At 59.8% G+C, this 20,543-nt stretch carries 16 protein-coding genes and 4 pseudogenes; all 20 read left to right on the top strand.

The window, feature by feature from the left end; all coding sequences use genetic code 11:
- Positions 1-103 precede the first annotated feature (103 nt).
- Positions 104-511 (top strand): Asp23/Gls24 family envelope stress response protein, encoded by a 408-nt coding sequence (locus OMP40_RS30795; RefSeq protein ID WP_277536995.1) that lies wholly within the window; start codon positions 104-106, stop codon positions 509-511.
- A gap of 156 nt (positions 512-667) precedes the next feature.
- Positions 668-1,231 carry an alkaline shock response membrane anchor protein AmaP gene (gene amaP / locus OMP40_RS30790; RefSeq protein ID WP_277536993.1) on the top strand — a complete coding sequence of 188 codons (564 nt, stop codon included), beginning with the start codon at positions 668-670 and terminating at the stop codon, positions 1,229-1,231.
- Positions 1,232-1,246: 15 nt separating this feature from the next.
- Positions 1,247-1,480 carry a DUF2273 domain-containing protein gene (locus OMP40_RS30785; RefSeq protein ID WP_277536991.1) on the top strand — a complete coding sequence of 78 codons (234 nt, stop codon included), beginning with the start codon at positions 1,247-1,249 and terminating at the stop codon, positions 1,478-1,480.
- A gap of 20 nt (positions 1,481-1,500) precedes the next feature.
- Positions 1,501-2,004, top strand: a complete 504-nt coding sequence (gene nusB, locus OMP40_RS30780; protein WP_277536990.1) for a transcription antitermination factor NusB — start codon at positions 1,501-1,503, stop codon at positions 2,002-2,004.
- On the top strand, positions 2,001-2,858 hold the full coding sequence (gene folD, locus OMP40_RS30775) for a bifunctional methylenetetrahydrofolate dehydrogenase/methenyltetrahydrofolate cyclohydrolase FolD (protein ID WP_277536989.1): 858 nt from the start codon (positions 2,001-2,003) through the stop codon (positions 2,856-2,858). The genes nusB and folD overlap by 4 nt, the downstream gene beginning before the upstream one ends.
- Before the next feature lie 16 nt (positions 2,859-2,874).
- Positions 2,875-4,245: pseudogene (gene xseA, locus OMP40_RS30770) on the top strand (exodeoxyribonuclease VII large subunit).
- Entirely contained in the window at positions 4,235-4,498 is a 264-nt protein-coding gene (gene xseB, locus OMP40_RS30765; RefSeq protein WP_277536988.1) for an exodeoxyribonuclease VII small subunit, read from the top strand. The pseudogene xseA and the gene xseB overlap by 11 nt, the downstream one beginning before the upstream one ends.
- An 8-nt stretch (positions 4,499-4,506) precedes the next feature.
- Entirely contained in the window at positions 4,507-5,415 is a 909-nt protein-coding gene (locus OMP40_RS30760) for a polyprenyl synthetase family protein (protein ID WP_277536987.1), read from the top strand.
- A 365-nt stretch (positions 5,416-5,780) separates the two neighbouring features.
- Positions 5,781-7,676, top strand: coding sequence for a 1-deoxy-D-xylulose-5-phosphate synthase (dxs, locus tag OMP40_RS30755; RefSeq protein ID WP_277536986.1), 1,896 nt, complete (start codon positions 5,781-5,783; stop codon positions 7,674-7,676).
- Between the two features lie 4 nt (positions 7,677-7,680).
- Positions 7,681-8,536 (top strand): annotated as a pseudogene (locus OMP40_RS30750) (TlyA family RNA methyltransferase).
- Positions 8,537-8,762: 226 nt separating this feature from the next.
- Positions 8,763-9,233 carry a hypothetical protein gene (locus tag OMP40_RS30745; protein ID WP_277536985.1) on the top strand — a complete coding sequence of 157 codons (471 nt, stop codon included), beginning with the start codon at positions 8,763-8,765 and terminating at the stop codon, positions 9,231-9,233.
- Positions 9,230-9,679: a transcriptional regulator AhrC/ArgR gene (ahrC, locus tag OMP40_RS30740; protein ID WP_277536984.1), complete on the top strand. Its 450-nt coding sequence runs from the start codon at positions 9,230-9,232 to the stop codon at positions 9,677-9,679. The genes OMP40_RS30745 and ahrC overlap by 4 nt, the downstream gene beginning before the upstream one ends.
- Before the next feature lie 41 nt (positions 9,680-9,720).
- A complete protein-coding gene (gene recN, locus OMP40_RS30735) occupies positions 9,721-11,418 on the top strand; it encodes a DNA repair protein RecN (RefSeq protein ID WP_277536983.1) in 1,698 nt (565 codons plus the stop codon).
- Between the two features lie 120 nt (positions 11,419-11,538).
- A complete protein-coding gene (gene spoIVB, locus OMP40_RS30730) occupies positions 11,539-12,867 on the top strand; it encodes a SpoIVB peptidase (protein ID WP_277536982.1) in 1,329 nt (442 codons plus the stop codon).
- A 232-nt stretch (positions 12,868-13,099) separates the two neighbouring features.
- Positions 13,100-13,924, top strand: a complete 825-nt coding sequence (gene spo0A / locus OMP40_RS30725; RefSeq protein ID WP_277536981.1) for a sporulation transcription factor Spo0A — start codon at positions 13,100-13,102, stop codon at positions 13,922-13,924.
- A 191-nt stretch (positions 13,925-14,115) separates the two neighbouring features.
- Complete coding sequence (locus OMP40_RS30720) at positions 14,116-15,075, top strand: acetylxylan esterase (RefSeq protein ID WP_277536980.1); 960 nt, start codon at positions 14,116-14,118, stop codon at positions 15,073-15,075.
- A 77-nt stretch (positions 15,076-15,152) separates the two neighbouring features.
- Positions 15,153-16,349: a peptidylprolyl isomerase gene (locus tag OMP40_RS30715; RefSeq protein WP_277536979.1), complete on the top strand. Its 1,197-nt coding sequence runs from the start codon at positions 15,153-15,155 to the stop codon at positions 16,347-16,349.
- Positions 16,350-16,601: 252 nt separating this feature from the next.
- Positions 16,602-18,324 (top strand): annotated as a pseudogene (locus tag OMP40_RS30710) (ABC transporter ATP-binding protein).
- A 36-nt stretch (positions 18,325-18,360) separates the two neighbouring features.
- Complete coding sequence (locus OMP40_RS30705; protein WP_277536978.1) at positions 18,361-19,410, top strand: FecCD family ABC transporter permease; 1,050 nt, start codon at positions 18,361-18,363, stop codon at positions 19,408-19,410.
- Positions 19,410-20,434 (top strand): annotated as a pseudogene (locus OMP40_RS30700) (FecCD family ABC transporter permease). The gene OMP40_RS30705 and the pseudogene OMP40_RS30700 overlap by 1 nt, the downstream one beginning before the upstream one ends.
- Positions 20,435-20,543 lie beyond the last annotated feature (109 nt).

The following is a 20,543-nucleotide window of genomic DNA, read 5'->3' as shown; positions in this document are numbered from 1 at the left end:
CTCTCGGCGCGGGTACGGAGGTTTGTCATAATTCTTGGCCTTTGCTATAGTATTAATAATGAAGGCCTGGCCGACGACAAGACGCGAGGAGGTGGACCAGCGAATGGAAGCATTGGTGTCTGATTACGAGAAAACCGACATGGGGACCATCCAGATCGCGCCCGAAGTCATCGAGATCATCGCGGGACTGGCAACGGTCGAAGTGGAAGGCGTCGCGGGAATGAGCGGCGGCATCTCCTCGGGCATCGCCGAGCTGCTGGGGCGCAAGAATTTGTCCAAAGGCGTCAAGGTGGAAGTGGGTCAAAGAGAAGCGGCGATCGACGTATCGATCATCGTCGAGTACGGCAAGCGGATTACGGATATCGCTTCGGAGGTTCAGCACGGCGTCAAGCGCTCGATCGAGACGATGACCGGATTGAACGTCGTCGAAGTGAACGTCCATGTCCACGACGTGCTGTTCAAGCCTGCTGAAAAGATCGAAGAAGAAGATGCGCAACTGCGCGTGAGATGACGCCGGCGCTGCCGGACATGGCAGTCGTCTCTCTTGGGTTTGCGGGTGACGGCGCCTTGATGGCCTGACCTTACGAGGGAAGGCGCATCGGGCGCTTTTTCGACCATATAGGCGGTTCGGCGTTCAGGATAGGTCCATGACAGGAGGAGTCGGTACGTGTTCAAAGTATGGGACAGGCTGCTGCTATTCATTTATTCCTTGGCGATCGTCGTCGCCGCTGCTTTTGCCGTCGCGGTAGCGCTCGGCGCTTTTTCGATGGAATGGCTGACCGAGGTCGTCCGTCAGACGACCGGCGACTATCGGCCTTTGCAGGTCGGCGTCATCGTGGCGGCGGCCGTTCTGATCCTGATCAGTCTCCGTTTTCTCGTGCTGTCCGTCGGACGTTTGAACACGACGGCTCCGACGATCAACCAGCGAACGGAGCACGGGGATATCCAGATTTCCATCGAGACGGTCGAGAATCTGGCGCTGAAGGCGGCATCCCGCTCGAAGGGCGTGAAGGATCTTCGTGCGCGCGTGCGCATCGCTGAAGCCGGATTGCACATTACGATTCGCGCTTTCGTGGACGGAGAAGGCTCGATTCCGACGTTGTCCGAAGACATGCAGCGCACGGTGTCCCAGCAGATCGAAGAGACGACCGGCATTCCCGTGTCGGATGTGACCGTGTATATCGCCAACGTGACGCAGGCGCCGACGACGTTCAAAAGCCGCGTGGAATAGGGGGCCTTGCCATCCATGTGGAGAATATGGTGGGACAATTACGGCGGCCGTACGCTCGGGGTCGCCGCGGGGATGCTTTGCGGCCTCATCTATTTAATCGCGGGGTTTTGGGATATGCTGTTTTGCGCATTGCTCGTCGCCATCGGTTTTGCCGTCGGCAAGCAGCGGGACGAGCGGCGAGGCCCGCTTTTTCACTGGGGCAGACTGACGGAATGGCTGTCGGACAGGTGGCCCGGCGGACGTAGTTAAGACTTAATTCGGGAGGATTCATGAAGCGCAGATTGGCGAGAGAGATTGCGGTACAAAGCCTGTACCAGATGGAGATGAACGGCGTGTCGGCGCAGGAAGCCGTCGATGCCGTCATGGAGGAAGCGAAGGGCGACAACGAAATGGAGACGGAGGTCGGGGAGCTTGCGGCCGTCGACGGCTTCACGCGCGAGCTCGTGCTTGGCGTGAAGTCGAACCAGGATGCGTTGGACGCCCAGTTGGCGGGATATTTGACCGGCTGGCAGGTCGACAGGCTGTCCAGAGTGGACAGGCAAATTTTAAGATTGGCCGCCTACGAGATGAATCACCGCGAGGATGTCCCCGCCAAAGTCGCGGTCAACGAAGCGATCGAGCTGGCCAAGCACTTCGGCACGGACGAATCCGGCAAATTCGTCAACGGCGTGCTCGGACGGTTGATTCGCGAGCGCGGCCAGACGAATAGCAAAGACGCCGCAGGCGTAGCATCGGAAACAGAAACTGCGGTCGAAGGAGAGGAACAAGCATGAGCGCGCAGATTATAGACGGCAAGCGCATCGCGGCCGAGATTCGCGAGGAGATCAAGCGCGAGACCGAATCCTTTGCGGCCAAAGGCGTACGCCCTGGCCTTGCCGTCGTGCTGGTCGGGGAAGACCCGGCTTCCCAGGTGTACGTACGTAACAAGGCTAAGGCTTGCGAGGAGCTCGGGTTTTACTCCGAGGTGCATCGCCTGTCCGCCGAAACGACGCAGGAGGAGCTGCTGTCGCTGATCGCGCGCCTCAATGCACAGGCGGACATTAACGGTATATTGGTGCAGCTGCCGCTGCCGAAGCATATCGAGGAAAAGGCCGTCATCGACGCGATTGCGGTGGAGAAGGACGTAGACGGCTTCCATCCCGTCAGCGTGGGCAATCTGCTGATTGGCGACGACGCGCTCCAGCCGTGCACGCCTTCCGGCGTCATCGAGCTGCTGAAGCGCACGGGCAACGCGCCCGCGGGCAAGCATGCCGTGGTCATCGGCCGCAGCAATATCGTAGGCAAGCCGGTGTCGATTCTGCTTCTTCGGGAGCACGCGACGGTGACGATCTGTCATTCTCGCACGCCTGACCTGCCTGCGGTCGTTCGCGGCGCGGATATCGTCGTGGCTGCGGTAGGCGTGCCGAAGCTCGTCAAGGGCGACTGGGTGAAGCCGGGCGCAGTCGTCATAGACGTAGGCGTCAATCGCCTGCCCGACGGCAAGCTGTGCGGGGACGTCGATTACGAAGACGTAGCTCCGGTCGCCGGCTGGATTACGCCCGTGCCGGGCGGCGTCGGACCGATGACGATCACGATGCTCATGCTGAACACGCTAAACTCGGCGAAAGCCGCGCACGGCATCGCATAGGACGGGGGCCGAGGCCATGAACGATCAACCGGCCCGCGTCCTCAGCATCCGGGACGTCAACCGCTACATCAAGATGAAGCTCGAGGGAGATCCCAAGCTTCAGGATATTTGGCTGCGCGGCGAGATTTCGAATTTTACTCATCATTCCAGCGGTCATATGTATTTTACGCTGAAGGACGAGAGCGGGCGCCTCAAGAGCATTATGTTCGCGTCTCACAATCAGCGCTTGCCCTTTCGGCCGAAGGACGGCATGAAGGTCATCGCGCGGGGCGGCGTGTCCGTTTACGAACGGGATGGACAGTACCAATTTTACGTGACGGCCATGCAGCCCGACGGCATCGGCAGCCTGTTTCTCGCCTACGAGCAGCTGAAAAAGAAGCTTCACGGGGGAAGGGCTGTTCGACGAGGCGGCCAAGCGGCCGATTCCTAAATATCCGAAGGCCATCGGCATCATTACGTCCCCGACGGGAGCGGCCGTGCGGGATATTATTATTACGCTGCAGCGCAGACATCCTTCCGTGGCGATCATTCTGTATCCGGTATCGGTCCAAGGGACCGGCGCGGCACCCTCGATCGTTAAAGCGATACAGGCGATGAACCGGCTGGCGGAAACGGACGTGCTCATCGTCGGTCGCGGCGGCGGCTCGCTCGAGGAGTTGTGGGCGTTCAACGAGGAAGCGGTCGCGCGCGCCATTCGCGCGTCGGAGATCCCCGTCATCTCGGCCGTCGGTCACGAGACGGATTTTACGATCGCCGACTTCGCGGCGGATCTCAGAGCCGCTACGCCGACGGCCGCCGCGGAGCTGGCCGTGCCTCACATCGCCGAGCTGCAAGAGCGGCTGGGTCACCTGGAACAGCGAATGGCGCGCTCGCTCGGCAACCAGCTCGGCCGCGCGCGCGAACGATATCGTCACGCCGCCAGGTCGCCTTATTTACGCAGCCCAGGCGATCGCTGCTCGCTTCGGCCGAGCGGCTCGATCGGCTGCGGGACAGGCTCGGCTACAAGGCCGGCGCGCTCGCGGATCGCAGCAGGGAGCGTCTGGCCCGATTGACCGGCCGGCTGGCCGCAGCGAGCCCGACCGAGCAGGCGGTATACGCGCGCAAGCGCAAAGAGGTTGCGGAGAAGGCATTGACCGCGGCGATGCGCGGCATTTCGCGGGACGGCCGGAGCGCCTTCGGCTCCGCGCTCCGTCAGCTCGATGCGCTCAGTCCGCTTAAGGTCATGGCCCGCGGGTATAGTCTGGCCTACGATGAAGATGAAAAAAAACTGTTGAGATCCGTTCGCGAAACGAAGGCCGGCGACAGACTCGTCGTGCGGCTGGCGGACGGCAAGCTGTCTTGCAGCGTAGCGGCTGTGCATGGGGAGGCGAACAGGGATGACGAATGAATCGGAAACGGCGCTGTCCTTCGAACAGGCGATGGAGCGGCTTGAGGGCATCGTATCGAAGCTGGAGAGCGGAGACGTGCCGCTTGAGGCGGCGATCGAGCTTTATCAGGAAGGCATGGCGCTGTCGAGGCTGTGCGGCCAGAAGCTGGAGCAGGTGGAGCGCCGGATCGAGATGCTGATGGAAGACGGAGACGGCTTGCAGCGCAGGCCGTTCGCGCCGCAGCAAGGCGAGGCAGGCGGCAAAGGAGAGTAGTCGAAAAGGTGCAGAAGGAAGCTATATCGGACTATCTGGCATCCCGGAAAGCGATGGTCGAGCGAGCGCTCGAGCAGGCGATACCCGGAGATTGGCGGGTCAACGGCAGGCTGAAGGAAGCCGCCATGTATTCGCTGGCCGCAGGCGGCAAGCGCCTTCGGCCGATCTTCGTGCTGGCTGCGGCGGAGGCCGTTCGGGGCGATGAGCAGGCCGCGAGCGTCGCGATGCCGTTCGCCGTCGCCGTGGAAATGGTGCACACGTACTCGCTGATTCACGACGATCTTCCCGCGATGGATAACGACGACTACAGGCGAGGCATTCCGACCAACCACAAGGTTTTCGGCGAGGCGACCGCGATCTTGGCGGGCGACGGACTGCTGACGCACGCCTTTTATGTCGCCTCCGAGGCCGCCGCGCTCGGCGTCTCCGCCGAACGGACGTTGGCCGTCGTCCGCGATCTGGCCCGTCTGGCGGGCTTCCCCGGCATGGTAGGCGGACAGGCCGACGATATGGAAGGCGAGCAAGGGATTACGTCTATCGATCAGCTCGAGCATATCCACTTGCACAAGACGAGCGATCTTATCGCGTTCTCGTTGCGGGCTGGCGGACACGCGGCTGGCGCCAGCGTGCGGCAATTGGACGCGCTCGGTCGCTTCGGCACGAACGTAGGCTTGGCTTTTCAGATCCAGGACGACATCCTCGATATTACGGGCGATCAGGACAAGCTGGGCAAGCCTGTCGGCAGCGACGAGCGCCAAGGCAAGGTCACTTATCCTTTTTTGATCGGACTCGAGGAGAGCCGCAGGCGCGTCGCGGACTTGACGGAGCAAGCGATCTCGGCCGTCCGGTCGGCAGAGCTTGCCGACTGCGGCCGGCTGGAGCAGATCGCGATGCGATTGATTTCCAGAGAACATTAACCTGCGGTTCGGGCTTCGGATCAGCACAAAGAAGCATTTTCGATCGGCTTCCGTCAAACCGGGAACCGAGGCGAGGATGCTTTTTTCGATTGTTTCGCCAATCGGACGAATGGGTAATTGAGCATGGGCAGTGTACGCTGTATTTTGGCGCGCCGTCTTTTTTGTACATACTTGATTTGAAAAGTGCGATGATGGCTTTGACACCGGACGGGTTGCAGACTCGTATGCAATGGGAGGGATTAGGGGAACCGGGTGAGTTTTTAAACGGCCATTATGCTATAATACGTTTAGACTAAAATCGACGAATCGTGATGCGTTGACTCAATTCAACATAGCAATCGTTTGTGGAAAGCGGGGAATTCCTATTGCTGCTCGACAGCATCCATAGTCCAACCGACCTGAAGCGGCTGTCCATGTCAGAGCTTCCTCAGTTGGCCCAAGAGATCAGACAATTTCTAATTGAAAAGCTGTCCGCGACCGGCGGACACCTGGCGCCCAACCTCGGCGTCGTCGAGTTGACGCTGGCGATGCATTACCTGTACGACAGCCCGTCCGACAAGTTTTTATTCGACGTGGGTCATCAGGCATATGTCCACAAGATGCTGACCGGACGCATGGACCGGTTCGACACGCTTCGCCAGAAGGACGGACTGTGCGGCTTCGTCAAGCGCACGGAAAGCGAGCACGACGTCTGGGAGGCCGGCCATAGCAGCACATCCTTGTCCGGCGCGATGGGCATGGCGCTCGCACGCGATATGCAAGGGCGCGCCAACAAGGTGATCGCGGTCATCGGCGACGGCGCGCTTACCGGGGGGATGGCGCTCGAGGCGCTCAACCATATCGGCCATGAAAAGCGGAAGCTTACCGTCGTTCTGAACGACAACGAGATGTCGATCGCGCCCAACGTTGGCGCCCTGCACAATTACCTGGGCAAGGTTCGCAGCGACAAGACCTACCGCAAAGCGAAGGACGAGTTCGAGTGGCTGCTGCGAAAGGTGCCGGCGATCGGCGGCAAGCTCGCGAAGACGGCCGAGCGGCTCAAGGACAGCCTGAAGTATCTGGTCGTGCCGGGCATGCTCTTCGAGGAGTTCGGCCTCAAGTATCTCGGACCGGTCGACGGCCACGATACCGAAAAGCTGATCGAGGCTTTCCGCCAGGCGGACAAATGCGAAGGCCCCGTCCTTATCCACATCCTGACGGTCAAGGGCAAGGGATATTCTCCGGCGGAAGCGGACTCCCACAAGTGGCACGGAATCACCGGCTCCTACAAGATCGAGTCCGGCCAGGTGCTTAAGCCCGTCGGCCCGCCGATGTATACCGAGGTGTTCGGCAATACGCTGATCGAGCTGGCCGAAAAGGACGAACGGATCGTCGCGATCACGCCCGCGATGCCTGGGGGCTCCGGCTTGCTCGGCTTCGCGCAGCGATTCCCGGGGCGCATGTTCGACGTCGGTATCGCGGAGCAGCACGCGGCCACGATGTCCGCTGCGCTCGCGATGGAGGGCATGAAGCCGGTTTACGCGGTTTATTCGACCTTCTTGCAGCGCGCGTACGATCAGGTGGTTCACGATATTTGCCGGCACAACGCCAACGTGATCTTCGCCATCGACCGCGCCGGCTTCGTCGGCGGCGACGGCGAGACGCACCAAGGGGTATACGATATCGCTTATCTTCGTCACATTCCGAACCTTGTCCTGATGATGCCGAAGGACGAAAACGAGCTTCGCCGCATGATGGCGACGGCGGTCGCTTACGACGAAGGCCCGATCGCGATCCGCTACCCGCGGGAGCAAGGAAGAGGCGTGGCGATGGACGAGCAACTCGCGCCGATCCCGATCGGATCTTGGGAGGTCGTTAGGGAAGGCGACTACGCGGCGATCCTCGCGATCGGCCCGATGGTTCAAGTGGCCGAAGAAGCGGCGGAGTTGCTGAAGCGCGAAGGCTTAAGCGTTCGCGTCGTCAATGCGCGCTTCGTCAAGCCGCTCGACGAGGCCATGCTCGCGCAGCTCGCCAAGGACCGCCTGCCGATGCTCGTGCTCGAAGAGACCGCGGTGTCGGGGGGGCTCGGCAGCGCGATTCTCGAACACTACGCCCAGCATGGTCTGCAGCCGACCGTACAGCTCGCGGGCATTCCGGACCGCTTCATCGAGCATGCGACGATCAAGGAGCAGCGCGCCGAAGTCGGCTTGACCGCGGAAGAGGTCGTCAAGCACCTTCGCTCGTTCGCGCTGCTCAAGCGTCAGCGGCAGACGGCGAATTAAGGCGATGTCGACGATCCCCAAGGAGCGAATCGACACGCTGCTCGTCGAACAAGGCTTTTTCGAGAGCCGTTCGAAGGCACAGTCTGCCATTATGGCCGGACTTGTCCTCGTCGGCACCGAGCAAGTGGATAAGCCGGGAACCAAGATTCCGCGCGAGTCGGCATTGACCGTCAAAGGCGCCGTCCACCCTTACGTGAGCCGCGGCGGCCTCAAGCTGGAAAAGGCCATTCGCGAATTCGGCATCGATTTGAAGGATACGGTCATGATCGATATCGGCGCTTCGACCGGCGGGTTCACGGACTGCGCCCTGCAGCATGGCGCTTCGTTCGTTTACGCGATCGACGTCGGCTACAACCAGCTCGACTGGAGCCTGCGGCAAAATCCGCGGGTTTGCGTGATGGAGCGCTGCAATTTCAGACACATGACGTCCGATCAATTGACGGGGCCGTCGCCGGCTTTCGCTTCGATCGACGTGTCCTTTATTTCCCTAAAGCTCATATTGCCCGCGTTGCGCCCGCTGCTTGAACCCGGAGCCGGCATCGTGGCGCTCGTCAAGCCTCAATTCGAGGCCGGACGCGACCAGGTTGGCAAGTCCGGCGTCGTTCGCGATCCGGTTGTCCATCTCGGCGTGCTGCGCGAAGTGTTGTCGGCGGCCGGGACGCTGGGCTTCGCGCTGCGCGGCCTGACGTATTCCCCGATTACCGGCGGCGAGGGGGAATATCGAATTTCTCGCGTATTGGCAGGTGCAAGATCCTTCGTTCGGTCCGACCGGCGAACAGCCGCCGGACGGCGACTACGACGACAGCCTGCTTGTGAGCGTCGTCGAAGAAGCGTCGGCCAGGTTCAAGAGTCGTTCATAACGGCATTGATGACGTTCCGTCGATTCAGAAGAGATATCCGGCATCGGCAATCGGTCCGGGCCGTCAGGCCGTCAGGCCGCGAGACGACCGAGCGATTCCGCGTCCGCCGAAGCACGGCCGGCCGGTTGGCGCGCAAGCGCCGACCGCACCGGTTTTTTTGCTTGCTCCAAAAGAGGAAACCCTGCAAGCCGCCGCGAATGAAACAGGAAGCGGAGGAGGCGGGACGATGGCTCGGTTCGGAGACGGTCTCATATTTGCAGCCGCGGTAGCGGCGATTATATGGTGGGTCTGGCGCAGGTTCAGGCATTGGCTGCACGAGCCGCCCAGCTCCCGTCTGCGCAGGCTGGCGCGGGACGGCGCGCCCGACGACGAAGACGAAGCGGCGGCACTGTTGCGCGAACATGGTTACGAGGCGCTCTCCGGCAAGCATCGGATTCCTTTAGGCGTTTCGGTCGACGACGGGCCGTACGAAGCGACACGCTTGTATTTCGACTACATTGCTTCCAAGGAAGAGCGTTACTATCTCGTTAAGCTCGAACGGCCCAGACAGCCGATGGATTGGACGGCGAGCGGGATTCGGGAGCGGCTGCTCGTGTATGCGCTATTGTTTCCCGAATGCGAAGGCGTGATCGTCGCGGATATGCGCGACAGGACGCTCCGAACGGTAAGATTCAAAATAGAGGAGGGCAAAGAATGAAAGGTCAGCGACAAAGGAAAATTCGCGAACTGATCGGCGCGAGCGATATCGAGACGCAGGAAGACCTGGTTGAAGCCCTCCGCGCCCAGAGCTTTAACGTGACGCAAGCGACCGTCTCCCGGGATATCAAGGAGCTGCAGCTCATCAAGGTACCGCTCGGGGACGGCAGATATAAATACGCGATCGCGCAGGATCAACGTTTCAATCCTACGATGAAGCTGAAGCGGGCGATGATGGACCACTTTATTCATGCGGAAGCCGCCGAAAATCTGGTCGTCTTAAAGTGTCTGCCCGGTACGGCCGGCACGATCGCCTCGCTGCTGGACGGCATGGATTGGCCCGAGATCGTCGGGACGATCGGGGGAGACGATACGACCTTGCTCATTTGCCGCACGAAGCCGCAGGGAGAAGAGATCGTCAACCGCATATTGGACATTATTCGTTAAAAGCCTGACGATCTGCGCAGGCTGGGGAGGATGAGCGGCATATGCTGCAAGAGCTGTCTATTCGCCACTTGGCGGTCATCGAAAACATTCGGGTATCGTTCAGGCGAGGGTTCGAGGTGCTGACAGGCGAGACCGGGGCGGGCAAATCGATCATTATCGATGCGCTGGGTCTCATCGCGGGCGGACGCGGGTCCGCCGAGATGATCCGCCACGGCTGCGACAAAGCGGAGATCGAAGCGGTATTCGATCTTGATCCTGCGCATCCTGTATGGGGCGTGCTCGACCGCCACGGGGTGAACGCAGATCCGCACGAAGCGCTGCTCGTGCGGCGCGAGCTGCAGGCGCAAGGCAAATCGTCCGCGCGCGTAAACGGGCAGCATGTGACGCTGACGATGCTGCGCGAGATCGGCGAAAATCTTGTGAATATCCACGGACAGCACGAGCATCAATCGCTGCTCCGAACCGATCGCCACCTGGAATGGCTCGACTCCTTTGCCGGAGATGCCGTCGCCGAACTCAAATCCGAATACCAGAACCGGTACAGGGAGTACGCGACGGTCAGCCGCGAACGACGAGAGCTTGACGAGCTCACCCGCCAGCAGATGCAGATGCTCGATTTGTATCGCTATCAGCTCGAGGAAATCGCCGAGGCTCGCCTGAAGCCGGGCGAAGACGAGTCGCTCGCCGACGAAAGGCGCAAGCTCGCGCACGCCGAGAAGCTGGCGGAGTCCGCGACCGAAGCTTACGACTTGCTTTACGGCAACAAGGGGCTAAGCATTATGTCCAAAGCCATCGCGAAGCTCGAGGACATCGTCAAGGTCGATCCGGCCAAACTGGGACCTTTAGTCGAACAGCTGCAGTCGGCTTATTATGCCGCCGAAGACGTCGCTTATCAGCTGCGCGATTACAAGGAAAGCATCGAATTCAATCCGGAACGGCTTTCCGAAATCGAGACGCGGATGGATCTTCTGTTCGGACTTCGCCGCAAGTACGGCGAGAGCGTGGAGGACATCCTGCACTATTATGCCCGAATTCAGGAAGATACGCAGCGGCTCGAAAATCGCGACGAACTCCTCAAGGAGCTCAACGAACGAGAAGTGCGGCTCGAAGCCGAGCTCAGAGCCTTAGCCGGGCGTCTCGGCGCGATCCGCAGGGAAACCGCCGCGCTGCTCGCTTCGGAGATCGAGCAGGAGCTTAAGGGGCTGCAGATGGAGCGTGCGGCTTTCGAGGTAAGGTTGTTGAGCACCGAGCATTTGACGCCTACCGGAACGGATGCGGCGGAATTCTTGCTCTCCACCAATCCGGGCGAGCCCCCGAAGCCGCTCGCGCGGATCGCTTCGGGAGGCGAAATGTCCCGGGTCATGCTTGCTTTAAAGGCGATTTTTGCCCGAATCGATCAGATCCCGGTCCTCGTTTTCGACGAAGTGGATACGGGCGTCAGCGGCCGCGCGGCCCAATCCGTCGCCGACAAGCTGTCCAGGCTGGCGGCGCACTGCCAGGTGTTCTGCATTACCCATCTGCCGCAGGTGGCCTGCATGGCGGACGACCAATTCGAGATTGCCAAGCGCGTCACCGACGACGGCCGGACGTCGACCCGCGTGCGGATGCTGAACGCCGACGAACGCGTTGAGGAGCTCGCCCGCATGCTGGGCGGCGTGGAAGTCACAGATCGGACCCGCCATCACGCGCAAGAAATGTTAACGCTGGCGGAAGCTCAAAAATCGCGTCAGGACGCGTAAATTCGTGATCCAAGGAAGGTTTTCGGCAACATAAAAGGGGGAGGCCGCGGTTACCTTATAGTTACGTCGCCGGGCAGTGTCACGGTTCGCCGGTGTAGTCTGTAGGGAAGTGGTGAGAACTTGAACGGGAAGTCCTCCTGGCGTCGCGTTTTTGGTCTATTCCTAGCGCTTATTCTAGGATTTGCCGTCTGTTCCGCACCGATGCGTCATTATGCCGCATTCCCGAATGAGCTTCGGTTGTTCGAGGGACAAGACAAGCATCTTCATTACGCGATGCCCGTGCATGCGCAGGGATCGCTGGATTCGAACGTAGCTGAAGTCAACGGCTCGGCAAGCGCGAACGTGCGGATCGATCTCAATCATCCGGTGTCCATTCATTCCAAGCGCAGCGGTCAGACAGAACTGAAGCTGAAGCTATTCGGCCGAATTCCGTTCAAAACCGTCAAGCTGCAGGTCGTTCCGGATCTCAAAGTCATTCCCGGCGGCCAAACTATCGGCGTGAAGGTCAAATCGGCGGGCATCATGGTGGTCGGCCACCATCTCGTTCAAACGGGCGAACAGTCGCGGGTTTCGCCGGGCGAAGAAGCCAAACTGCGCATGGGCGACCTGATCGTTTCGATTAACGGAGAACCGGTTAACGACGTCAAGCGCGTCGCTCCGTTCGCGAAGCAGGCAGGAACGTCGGGGCAGCCGCTCCAACTGGTCGTTCAGCGCGGCAAATCCCAATTTCGAACGACGCTTAAGCCGGTTTACGACCACGAGGACAAAGCATGGCGCATCGGCCTCTATATCCGCGATTCCGCGGCCGGTGTCGGCACGTTGACCTTCTACGCGCCGGATCAGGGCGTATATGGCGCTCTGGGCCATGTCATTACCGATATGGATACGCAAACGCCGATCACGGTAGGCAGCGGGCAAATTTTGCAGTCGAACGTCACGTCGATCGCCAAAAGCGAAAACGGAGATCCGGGCGAGAAGCGGGCGGAGTTCGTACCCGGCAGCAAAACCCTAGGCAACGTGGAACGCAACACGCCGTTCGGCATATTCGGCCAAATGGGAGAAATGCCGGGGCATGCGTATCAGGCCGAGCCCGTGCCGGTCGCCTTTGCCGAAGAAGTGAAGGAAGGTCCGGCGGAGATCTGGACGGTCGTCGGCGGACAGAAGGTCGAGCGCTTCAAGATCGAGATCGTGCACGTGTCTAGACAGTCTTCCCCGGCGACGAAGGGGATGGTCATTCGCGTTACCGATCCGGACCTGATCAAGCGGACCGGCGGGATCGTTCAAGGCATGAGCGGCAGCCCCATTTTGCAAGACGGTAAGCTGGTCGGCGCAGTCACGCATGTATTCGTGAACGATCCGGCATCGGGGTACGGCTGCTATATCGAGTGGATGCTTCAGGATGCGGGCATTATGCTGAAGCCCGGCCAAACGAAATCCAAGGCGGTTTGACGCCTTGGATTTTTGGCTTTACCTTGGCTTTCCTTTACGACAACGCTTTGTCGAAAAAAAACGAAATAGATCGTCAAATGACGTAAATTCTTTATTATATGTTATGCGGATAAAAAAAATAAAGAAAAAAATTACGACAAGAAGGAATTGCAATCGCTTTGTCGAATTCGGATAAGCAGGGAACGGTGAGCGTTTCTAACATTATCTTAAGCTTGTGAGGGAGGATACAACATTGCCGCGGATTGAAGTATTTCTTGCAGACGATAACCGAGAATTCACCAACCTGCTGTCCGAGTACATCGAAGAGCAGGAGGACATGACCGTCATCGGCGTGGCGTACAACGGAGAAGAGGTCATCCGTCAGCTGGAAGAAACCCGGAATATTCCGGATGTGATGATTCTGGATATTATTATGCCTCACCTGGACGGGCTCGGCGTGTTGGAGAAGCTGCGGGACATGAACCTGTCCCCGATGCCGAAGATCATTATGCTCACCGCGTTCGGACAGGAGAACATCACACAACGCGCGGTACAGCTGGGCGCCTCCTATTATATTTTGAAGCCCTTCGACATGGATGTGCTCGCAAACCGGATTCGCCAACTGGCGGGCACGCCTTCGCAGATCCCGGTATCCGTTTCTTCGTCGGCAAGCTCTTCCTTCAGCGGGGGCTCGCGGTCGAATATCGTGCCGATCGGCAAGCCGAAAAACCTGGACGCCAACATCACCAGCATCATTCACGAGATCGGCGTGCCTGCGCACATCAAAGGCTACCAGTATCTGCGCGAAGCCATTACGATGGTGTACAACAACATCGAAATTCTCGGCGCGATCACGAAAACGCTGTATCCGGCCATCGCCGAAAAGTTCAAGACCACGCCTAGCCGCGTCGAACGCGCCATCCGACACGCCATCGAAGTCGCCTGGACGCGCGGCAACATCGACAGCATCAGCCATCTGTTCGGCTACACGATCAATATCGCCAAGTCGAAGCCGACCAACTCCGAGTTCATCGCGATGGTCGCGGACAAGCTGCGGATCGAGCACAAGGTCAGCTAGCAAAGGCAGCGCAATAGAGCGAATCGAATGGTTCGCGTTGTTCGGGAAACGCCGCTTCATCGTCGGATGCTTGCTGCCGACGTTGATGCGGCGTTTTTTTTATGATCGACAGTGTTGGTATACGATGGTAAGATAGGCCTGTTGTGTCCATTTAGTGAACGCGAGCCTTGAGCAGAACTGGGGGAAACAAGTTGAACAATGCGATACAAAGACGAATCGCCGATCTGGAGCAGTATCTGCCGGCGTTGACCGCGGAGCCCGATCTCGACGCATTTTGGAACGAAACGCTGGCTTTCGCGAAAGACAAGCCGCTTAACGGCACGCGGCAGCTGACGGAAACGCCGCTCGGCGGCATGGAAGCCTATCGGGTGGAATACGAAGGATTTGACAGCACGCGCATTCACGGCTGGTTCATTTTGCCGAAAAACCGTTCCGCCGATGCCAAGCTTCCTTGCGTCGTGCTTTACCACGGCTATACCGGCAGCAAAGGATATCCCGAAGACTTCGCGCAATATGCGATGATGGGGATCGCCGCCTTTGCCGTAGACGTACGCGGACAGGGCGGAGATACGGGCAATCTGCTCGCGCAGCGGCACGGGATGACGCGCGGATGGCTGACGCAAAACATTTTGAATAAAAACGAATGTTACTACAAGGCGATCTCGCTTGACGCGTTGAAGGCGCTCGAGTGGGCGGCAGCCCAGCCGGAAGTCGATGCCGGCCGCATATGCGCGATGGGCGGCAGCCAGGGCGGCGGTCTCGCGCTGCTGGCGGCGGCAATGTCCGAAGTGCCGTCGATCGCCGTCGCCCACATTCCGAACATGTGTCACATGGATTTCGGCATTTTAAACTCCTCAAGCTCGCTGACGGAAGCCGCCGATTTTCTGAACCGCTTTCCGGACAAGCTTGACGACGTGCTGCGTACGCTCAGCTACTTCGACATGATCAATCTGGCGCATCGCATCCGCATTCCGGTGCTCGTCTCCGTCGGATTGAAGGATCCCGTCACGATGCCGGAGACGATATACGCAGCCTACAACCGGATCGAATCGGACAAGCGGATCGAGGTTTACCCGTTCCAGGGACATGCGGTCGGCGGCGATCAGAACCGGAAGGCGCTCGAGTTTATGCGTACGCGCTTCAATTTTTAGCTGGCTTTAAGGTAACTTGTCCATAATTTGATATAGTGGATGAATGATCCGTTCAAACTTAAGGAGGATAAATAGAAATGAGCGATTTGGAAAAGGACCCGAACAACCCGGTTCGAGAGAACGGCGCGTCGGACGAAAATAACGAAAGAACGTTCGCGGATGCGAACGATCCGGCGACCGGACCGGTCGGACCTGTCGCGTTCGACAAAGAAGACATTGCGCCGGAAGCCGAAGTTCCGTCGGAACCGGCGTCTAACACGACTGCGGCATCGGGTGCTAAAGCTTCGGTCATCGTTCCCTGGGTCGTCGCCGTCATCGCCGTCATCGCGCTTGCGGTCGTCCTGATTCGCCAGAACGACGGCGGAGGGGGCAATCTGAAGGGCGCGGTCGGCACGCTGAACGGGAAAGACATTACGAAGTCCGAATTTTATACGGTCATGTACGATCAAGTCGGCAAGGACCAGGCAGGCTCCATGCTCGACAACTACATGACGCTGAAACTGATCGACAGCGAAGCCGAAAAAGCCGGATTGACCGAAGCGGACGCCGAGGCTGCGGTGGCGCAGGAAGTCGTCAAGATCAAGCAGCAGTATAACTTCGCGACGGACGCCGACTTCGAGAACGCGCTGTCGTCGAGCGGCACGACGCTCGAAGCTTACAAGAAAAACCAGATTTTGCCGCAGGTCGAGCTTCGCGCGATTTTCGAGAAGAAGCTTGCGCCGAAGGAAGAGGATCTCAAAGCGTATTACGACGCCAACAAAGCGACCTTCGACACGGCCGAACAGGTTCGTGCATCGCACATCCTGCTGGCGACCAAAGCCGAAGCCGAAGCCGTACTCAAGCAGTTGAAGGGCGGCGCCGACTTCGCGACGGTCGCCAAGGAAAAGTCGACCGACACCGGCTCCCAGGCAAACGGCGGCGATCTTGGCTTCTTCGGCAAAGGCGTCATGAACGAACAGTTCGAGACGGCCGCCTTCAAGCTGAAGAAAAACGAAATGAGCGGCGTCGTCGAGTCGCCGAACGGCTTCCACATCATCCTCGTCACGGATCGCAAGGAAGCGGTGACGTCTACCTACGATTCGGCCAAGGAAAAGGTCAAGTCCGCGTATCTGGACGAAAAGGTGAACGAAGGCGCATCCGAATGGATCAAAACTGCCAAAAAAGATGCAGGCTACGAAAATCTGTTGACGAAGGCGGAAGAGCCGGCCGCATCTGCGGGGGCTTCCCCTGCAGCGTCTGCAGCCGCGTCGCCTTCCGCCAGCGCCGGCGAATAAACGCTTCAAACAGGAACGGCCTGCCGCCGCTTTCTCTTCGGAGAAGGCGGCGGTTTTTCATTTCGTCGTACAATCGTTAAAACCGTTGAAATTAATAATGATATTCATTATCATTAAGAAACGAGCATTCCCCTTGTCTCATCCGAAGCTGGCGGGGTATGCTGGTCACATCGCGTTTCGTCAATCGACAACGCAGACGCACAGAAGCGGGTCCGACGTACGCGACCGCTTCCGCATGGGAGGAGCCTGGACTTGATTCGCCGTTTTATGTCTTTTTTACAAGCCGTACAAAGGTCTGTTTTATCTCGACTTCTGCTGTGCCATTTTTGCCGCGCTGCTGGAGCTCGGATTCCCGCTGGCGCTGAACCAGGTCGTCGACAAGCTGCTGCCGGGCAAGGATTGGGAGCTGATCCTTTGGGCTTGCGGAGGCCTGCTCGCCGTCTACGTGCTGAACGCCTTCATGCAGTTCGTCGTAACGTACTGGGGGCATATGCTCGGCATCAACATTGAGACCGACATGCGCCGCAACCTGTTCGCGCATCTCCAGAAGCTTTCGTTCAAGTTTTACGACAATACGAAAACCGGGCATCTCATGTCCCGCATGTCCACCGATTTGATGGACATCGGCGAAGTCGCCCACCACGGACCGGAGGATGTGTTCATCGCCGTCATGACGCTGGCCGGCGCGTTCGGTCTCATGCTGTACATCCATCCGGGGATGGCGATTATCACCTTTGTCACCGTACCCGTGTTGATCGTGCTGTCGATCTACTTTAACGGCAAAATGACGGGCGCCATGAACAAAATGTTCGGCAGCATGGGCGAGTACAATGCCAGGGTCGAGGACAATATCGGCGGCATTCGCGTGGTACAGGCGTTCGCCAACGAGGCCCACGAGATGTCGTTGTTCAGCGTCAACAATCAAATGTTCCGCAAGGCGAAGCTGCTCGGCTACAAGATTCTTGCGCGCAGCTCGACGGCAAGCTATATGCTGATGCGGCTCGTATCGCTGATCGTATTGGTCGCGGGCGCCTGGTACGTGATTCGGGGCGAGCTTAAGTACGGCGAATTTCTGGCGTTTATTTTGCTGACCAACGTCCTGTTCAGGCCGATCGAGAAAATCAACGCGGTCATCGAGCTTTATCCGAAGGGAATCGCCGGCTTCAAACGTTATGTCGAGCTCATGGATACCGAGCCCGACGTGTCGGACGCGGAAGATGCGATCGAAGTCGACAAACTGACCGGCGACATTCGTTATCGGGACGTATCGTTCGGCTACGAGTCGCATACGAAGGCGCTGAACGGCATCGATCTGTCCATCCGGGCGGGCGAGACCGTCGCGTTCGTCGGGCCTTCGGGCGCGGGGAAAACGACGCTGTGCAGTTTGCTGCCGCGCTTTTACGAGGTGTCGGGCGGCGCCATCACGATCGACGGCATCGACATTCGCCGGATGAAGCTCGCTTCGCTGCGGCGTCAGATCGGCGTCGTGCAACAGGATGTCTTTCTGTTCGCCGGAACGATGAGAGAAAATATCGCCTACGGCAAGCTGGGAGCGTCTGAAGAGGAGCTATGGACGGCCGCGCGCAGAGCGAAGCTGGAAGATTTCATTCGCGCGCAGCCGCTCGGCCTGGATACGGTCATCGGCGAGCGAGGCGTGAAGCTGTCAGGCGGACAGAAGCAGAGACTCGCGATCGCGCGCATGTTTTTGAAAAATCCGCCGATTCTCATTTTGGACGAAGCGACCTCGGCGCTCGATACGGAGACCGAAGCCGCGATCCAGCAATCGCTTGCGGAGCTGTCCGCGGGCCGTACGACGCTTATCATCGCGCACCGGCTCGCGACGATCAAGGATGCCGACCGCATCGTCGTCGTTACCGAGGACGGCATCGCGGAGCAAGGCAGGCACGAGGAGCTCGTACGGACAGGCGGCATCTACAGTCGTCTGCACCAGGCGCAGTTCAGCGCGGCGCGCTAGCCGCTTAACGTTACAGTCGAGGCAGGTATTGCATTTATGGCTACGCATTCGAACGGGGAGGCGACGCAGGCTTCGGCGAAGAAGCCGCGAACAAGACCCCTGGCAGCGTCCGTTATCTTGATCGGCGGCTTGGCGCTGCTCGCATTCAGCATGGCATTATCGATCTCGATCGGGGCCAAGGCCATCGGCTTGTCCGCCGTTTGGGACGCCATTTGGCATTTTAACCGCGATCTGACGGATCATCAGATCATTCGCTCGCTTCGGATGCCCCGAACGCTCGCTTGCGCGCTCACCGGAGCAGCGTTCGCGGTCGCGGGCGCCGTCATGCAGGGCATGACGCGCAATCCGCTGGCCGATCCCGGGCTGCTCGGAATCAACGCGGGCGCCGGCTTCATGCTGGCGATCTGCTTTGCTTTTATTCCCCACCTGCTGTTCGGCCAGCTCATCTGGATGTCGTTCGCCGGCGCTGCCGGCGCCACGGCGCTGATCTACGGGCTCGGCAGCCTGTCCAGGGGCGGGCTCACGCCGGTCCGGCTGGCGCTCGCAGGCTCGGCCGTATCGGCGCTGCTGCTCGCGATCAGCGAAGGCATCGCTTTGAAGTACCGGATTGGCCAAAGCCTGGACTTCTGGTTGTTCGGCGGCGCCGCCGGCGTGCGCTGGGCGCAGGTGGACGTCATCCTGTGGTGGATCGGCGGCGGGCTGCTCGCGGCCATGTTGCTGGCGCGTTATATCACGCTGTTAAGCCTGGGCGACGAGACGGCCGCGGGCATCGGGGTGCGGGTCGGGTGGATCAAGCTGATCGGGGCCGTCGTCGTCCTGATTCTGGCCGGCGCATCGGTGTCGGTCGTCGGCTTCGTCAGCTTTATCGGCCTGATGGTGCCGCATATTACCCGCTATCTCGTCGGCGTCAGCTACCGGTGGATCGTGCCGTGCTCGGCGATATTAGGCGCGCTGTTGTTCGTCCTCGCCGATCTCGGCGCGAGAATGGTGCGTCCCGGCTCGGAGACGCCGGTGGGCGCGCTTATCGCCATCCTTGGCGTTCCGTTCCTTCTGTATCTGGCCAGGCGCGAAGGGAGGGAGCTGTAATGGCAGCGAAGTCGATATACGCGGCCTCGGACACGAAGCGCAGGGCGAAGGCCTGGTCTGCGGTCGTCGGCCTGGCGCTGCTCGTCGTCGTCGTGTTCGTCGTCAGCATGAATACCGGCTTTATTCGGCTCAGTCCGCTGGATGTCGGCAGGACGCTGCTCGGCTACGGGACGGACAAGCAGTCGCTCATTTTGTTCCAGTTCCGGCTGCCCCGCATCGTCATCTCGGTGCTCGTCGGCGCCGGCTTCGCGCTGGCCGGCTGTATCTTGCAGGGCATTACGCGCAATCCGCTGGCCGATCCCGGTCTTATCGGCGTCAACGCGGGCGCGAGCTTGATGGTCATCCTGTTCGTCGCCCTGCGCCCTTCCATCGGCGCCTCTCCGCCCTATACGCTGCCGTTTCTGGCGTTTTTCGGCGCGGCGGCGGCGGGCGCGGCGGTCTACTTCCTCGCTTACAAAAAAGTCGGACGGCATCTCCGTGCTCCGCCTCGTGCTCGTGGGCATCGCGGTGCAGGCGGGCATCAGCGCGGCGATCATCGTCCTGACGCAGCGTCTCAACCCGGAGCAATATCAGTTCGCCGCGACCTGGCTCGCAGGCAGCCTGTGGGGCGCCAACTGGAAGTTCGTCCTGACGCTGCTGCCGTGGATGGCGGTGCTGATCCCGTTCGTCATGTCCAAGGCCCGGACGCTGAACGTGCTCAGCCTGGGCGACCAGCTGTCCGTGGGACTGGGGGCCAGACTGCAGCGCGAGCGGCTGCTATTGCTCCTCGCGGCGGTCGCGCTGGCGGGCAGCTTGCGTCGCGGTCGGCGGCGCGATCAGCTTCATCGGGCTGATCGGTCCGCATCTCGCCAGGCGCCTCGTCGGCTCGAAGCACGAGATTTTGCTGGCCGCATCGGCGTTGTCCGGCAGCGTGCTGCTGATCGCGGCCGATACGATCAGCCGCGTCTCCGACACCCCGACGGGCATCATCGTCGCGATCATCGGCGCGCCGTATTTTATTTATTTGCTGGCGAGGGCCAGGTAATAGCACGACGTACGTCCATGCTATCGCTTAGGTCCGTCAACAATAGAAAGGAGCCGCCCCAATCGTCAATTTCATGACGATCGGGGCGGCTCCTTTCTGCTTACTAAGA

It is taken from the genome of Cohnella rhizosphaerae, assembly GCF_029525575.1.
Taxonomy (GTDB): Bacteria; Bacillota; Bacilli; order Paenibacillales; family Paenibacillaceae; genus Cohnella; species Cohnella rhizosphaerae.
Note: the sequence above shows the minus strand (reverse complement) of the source record. Positions and strands in the feature narration are given on the sequence as shown.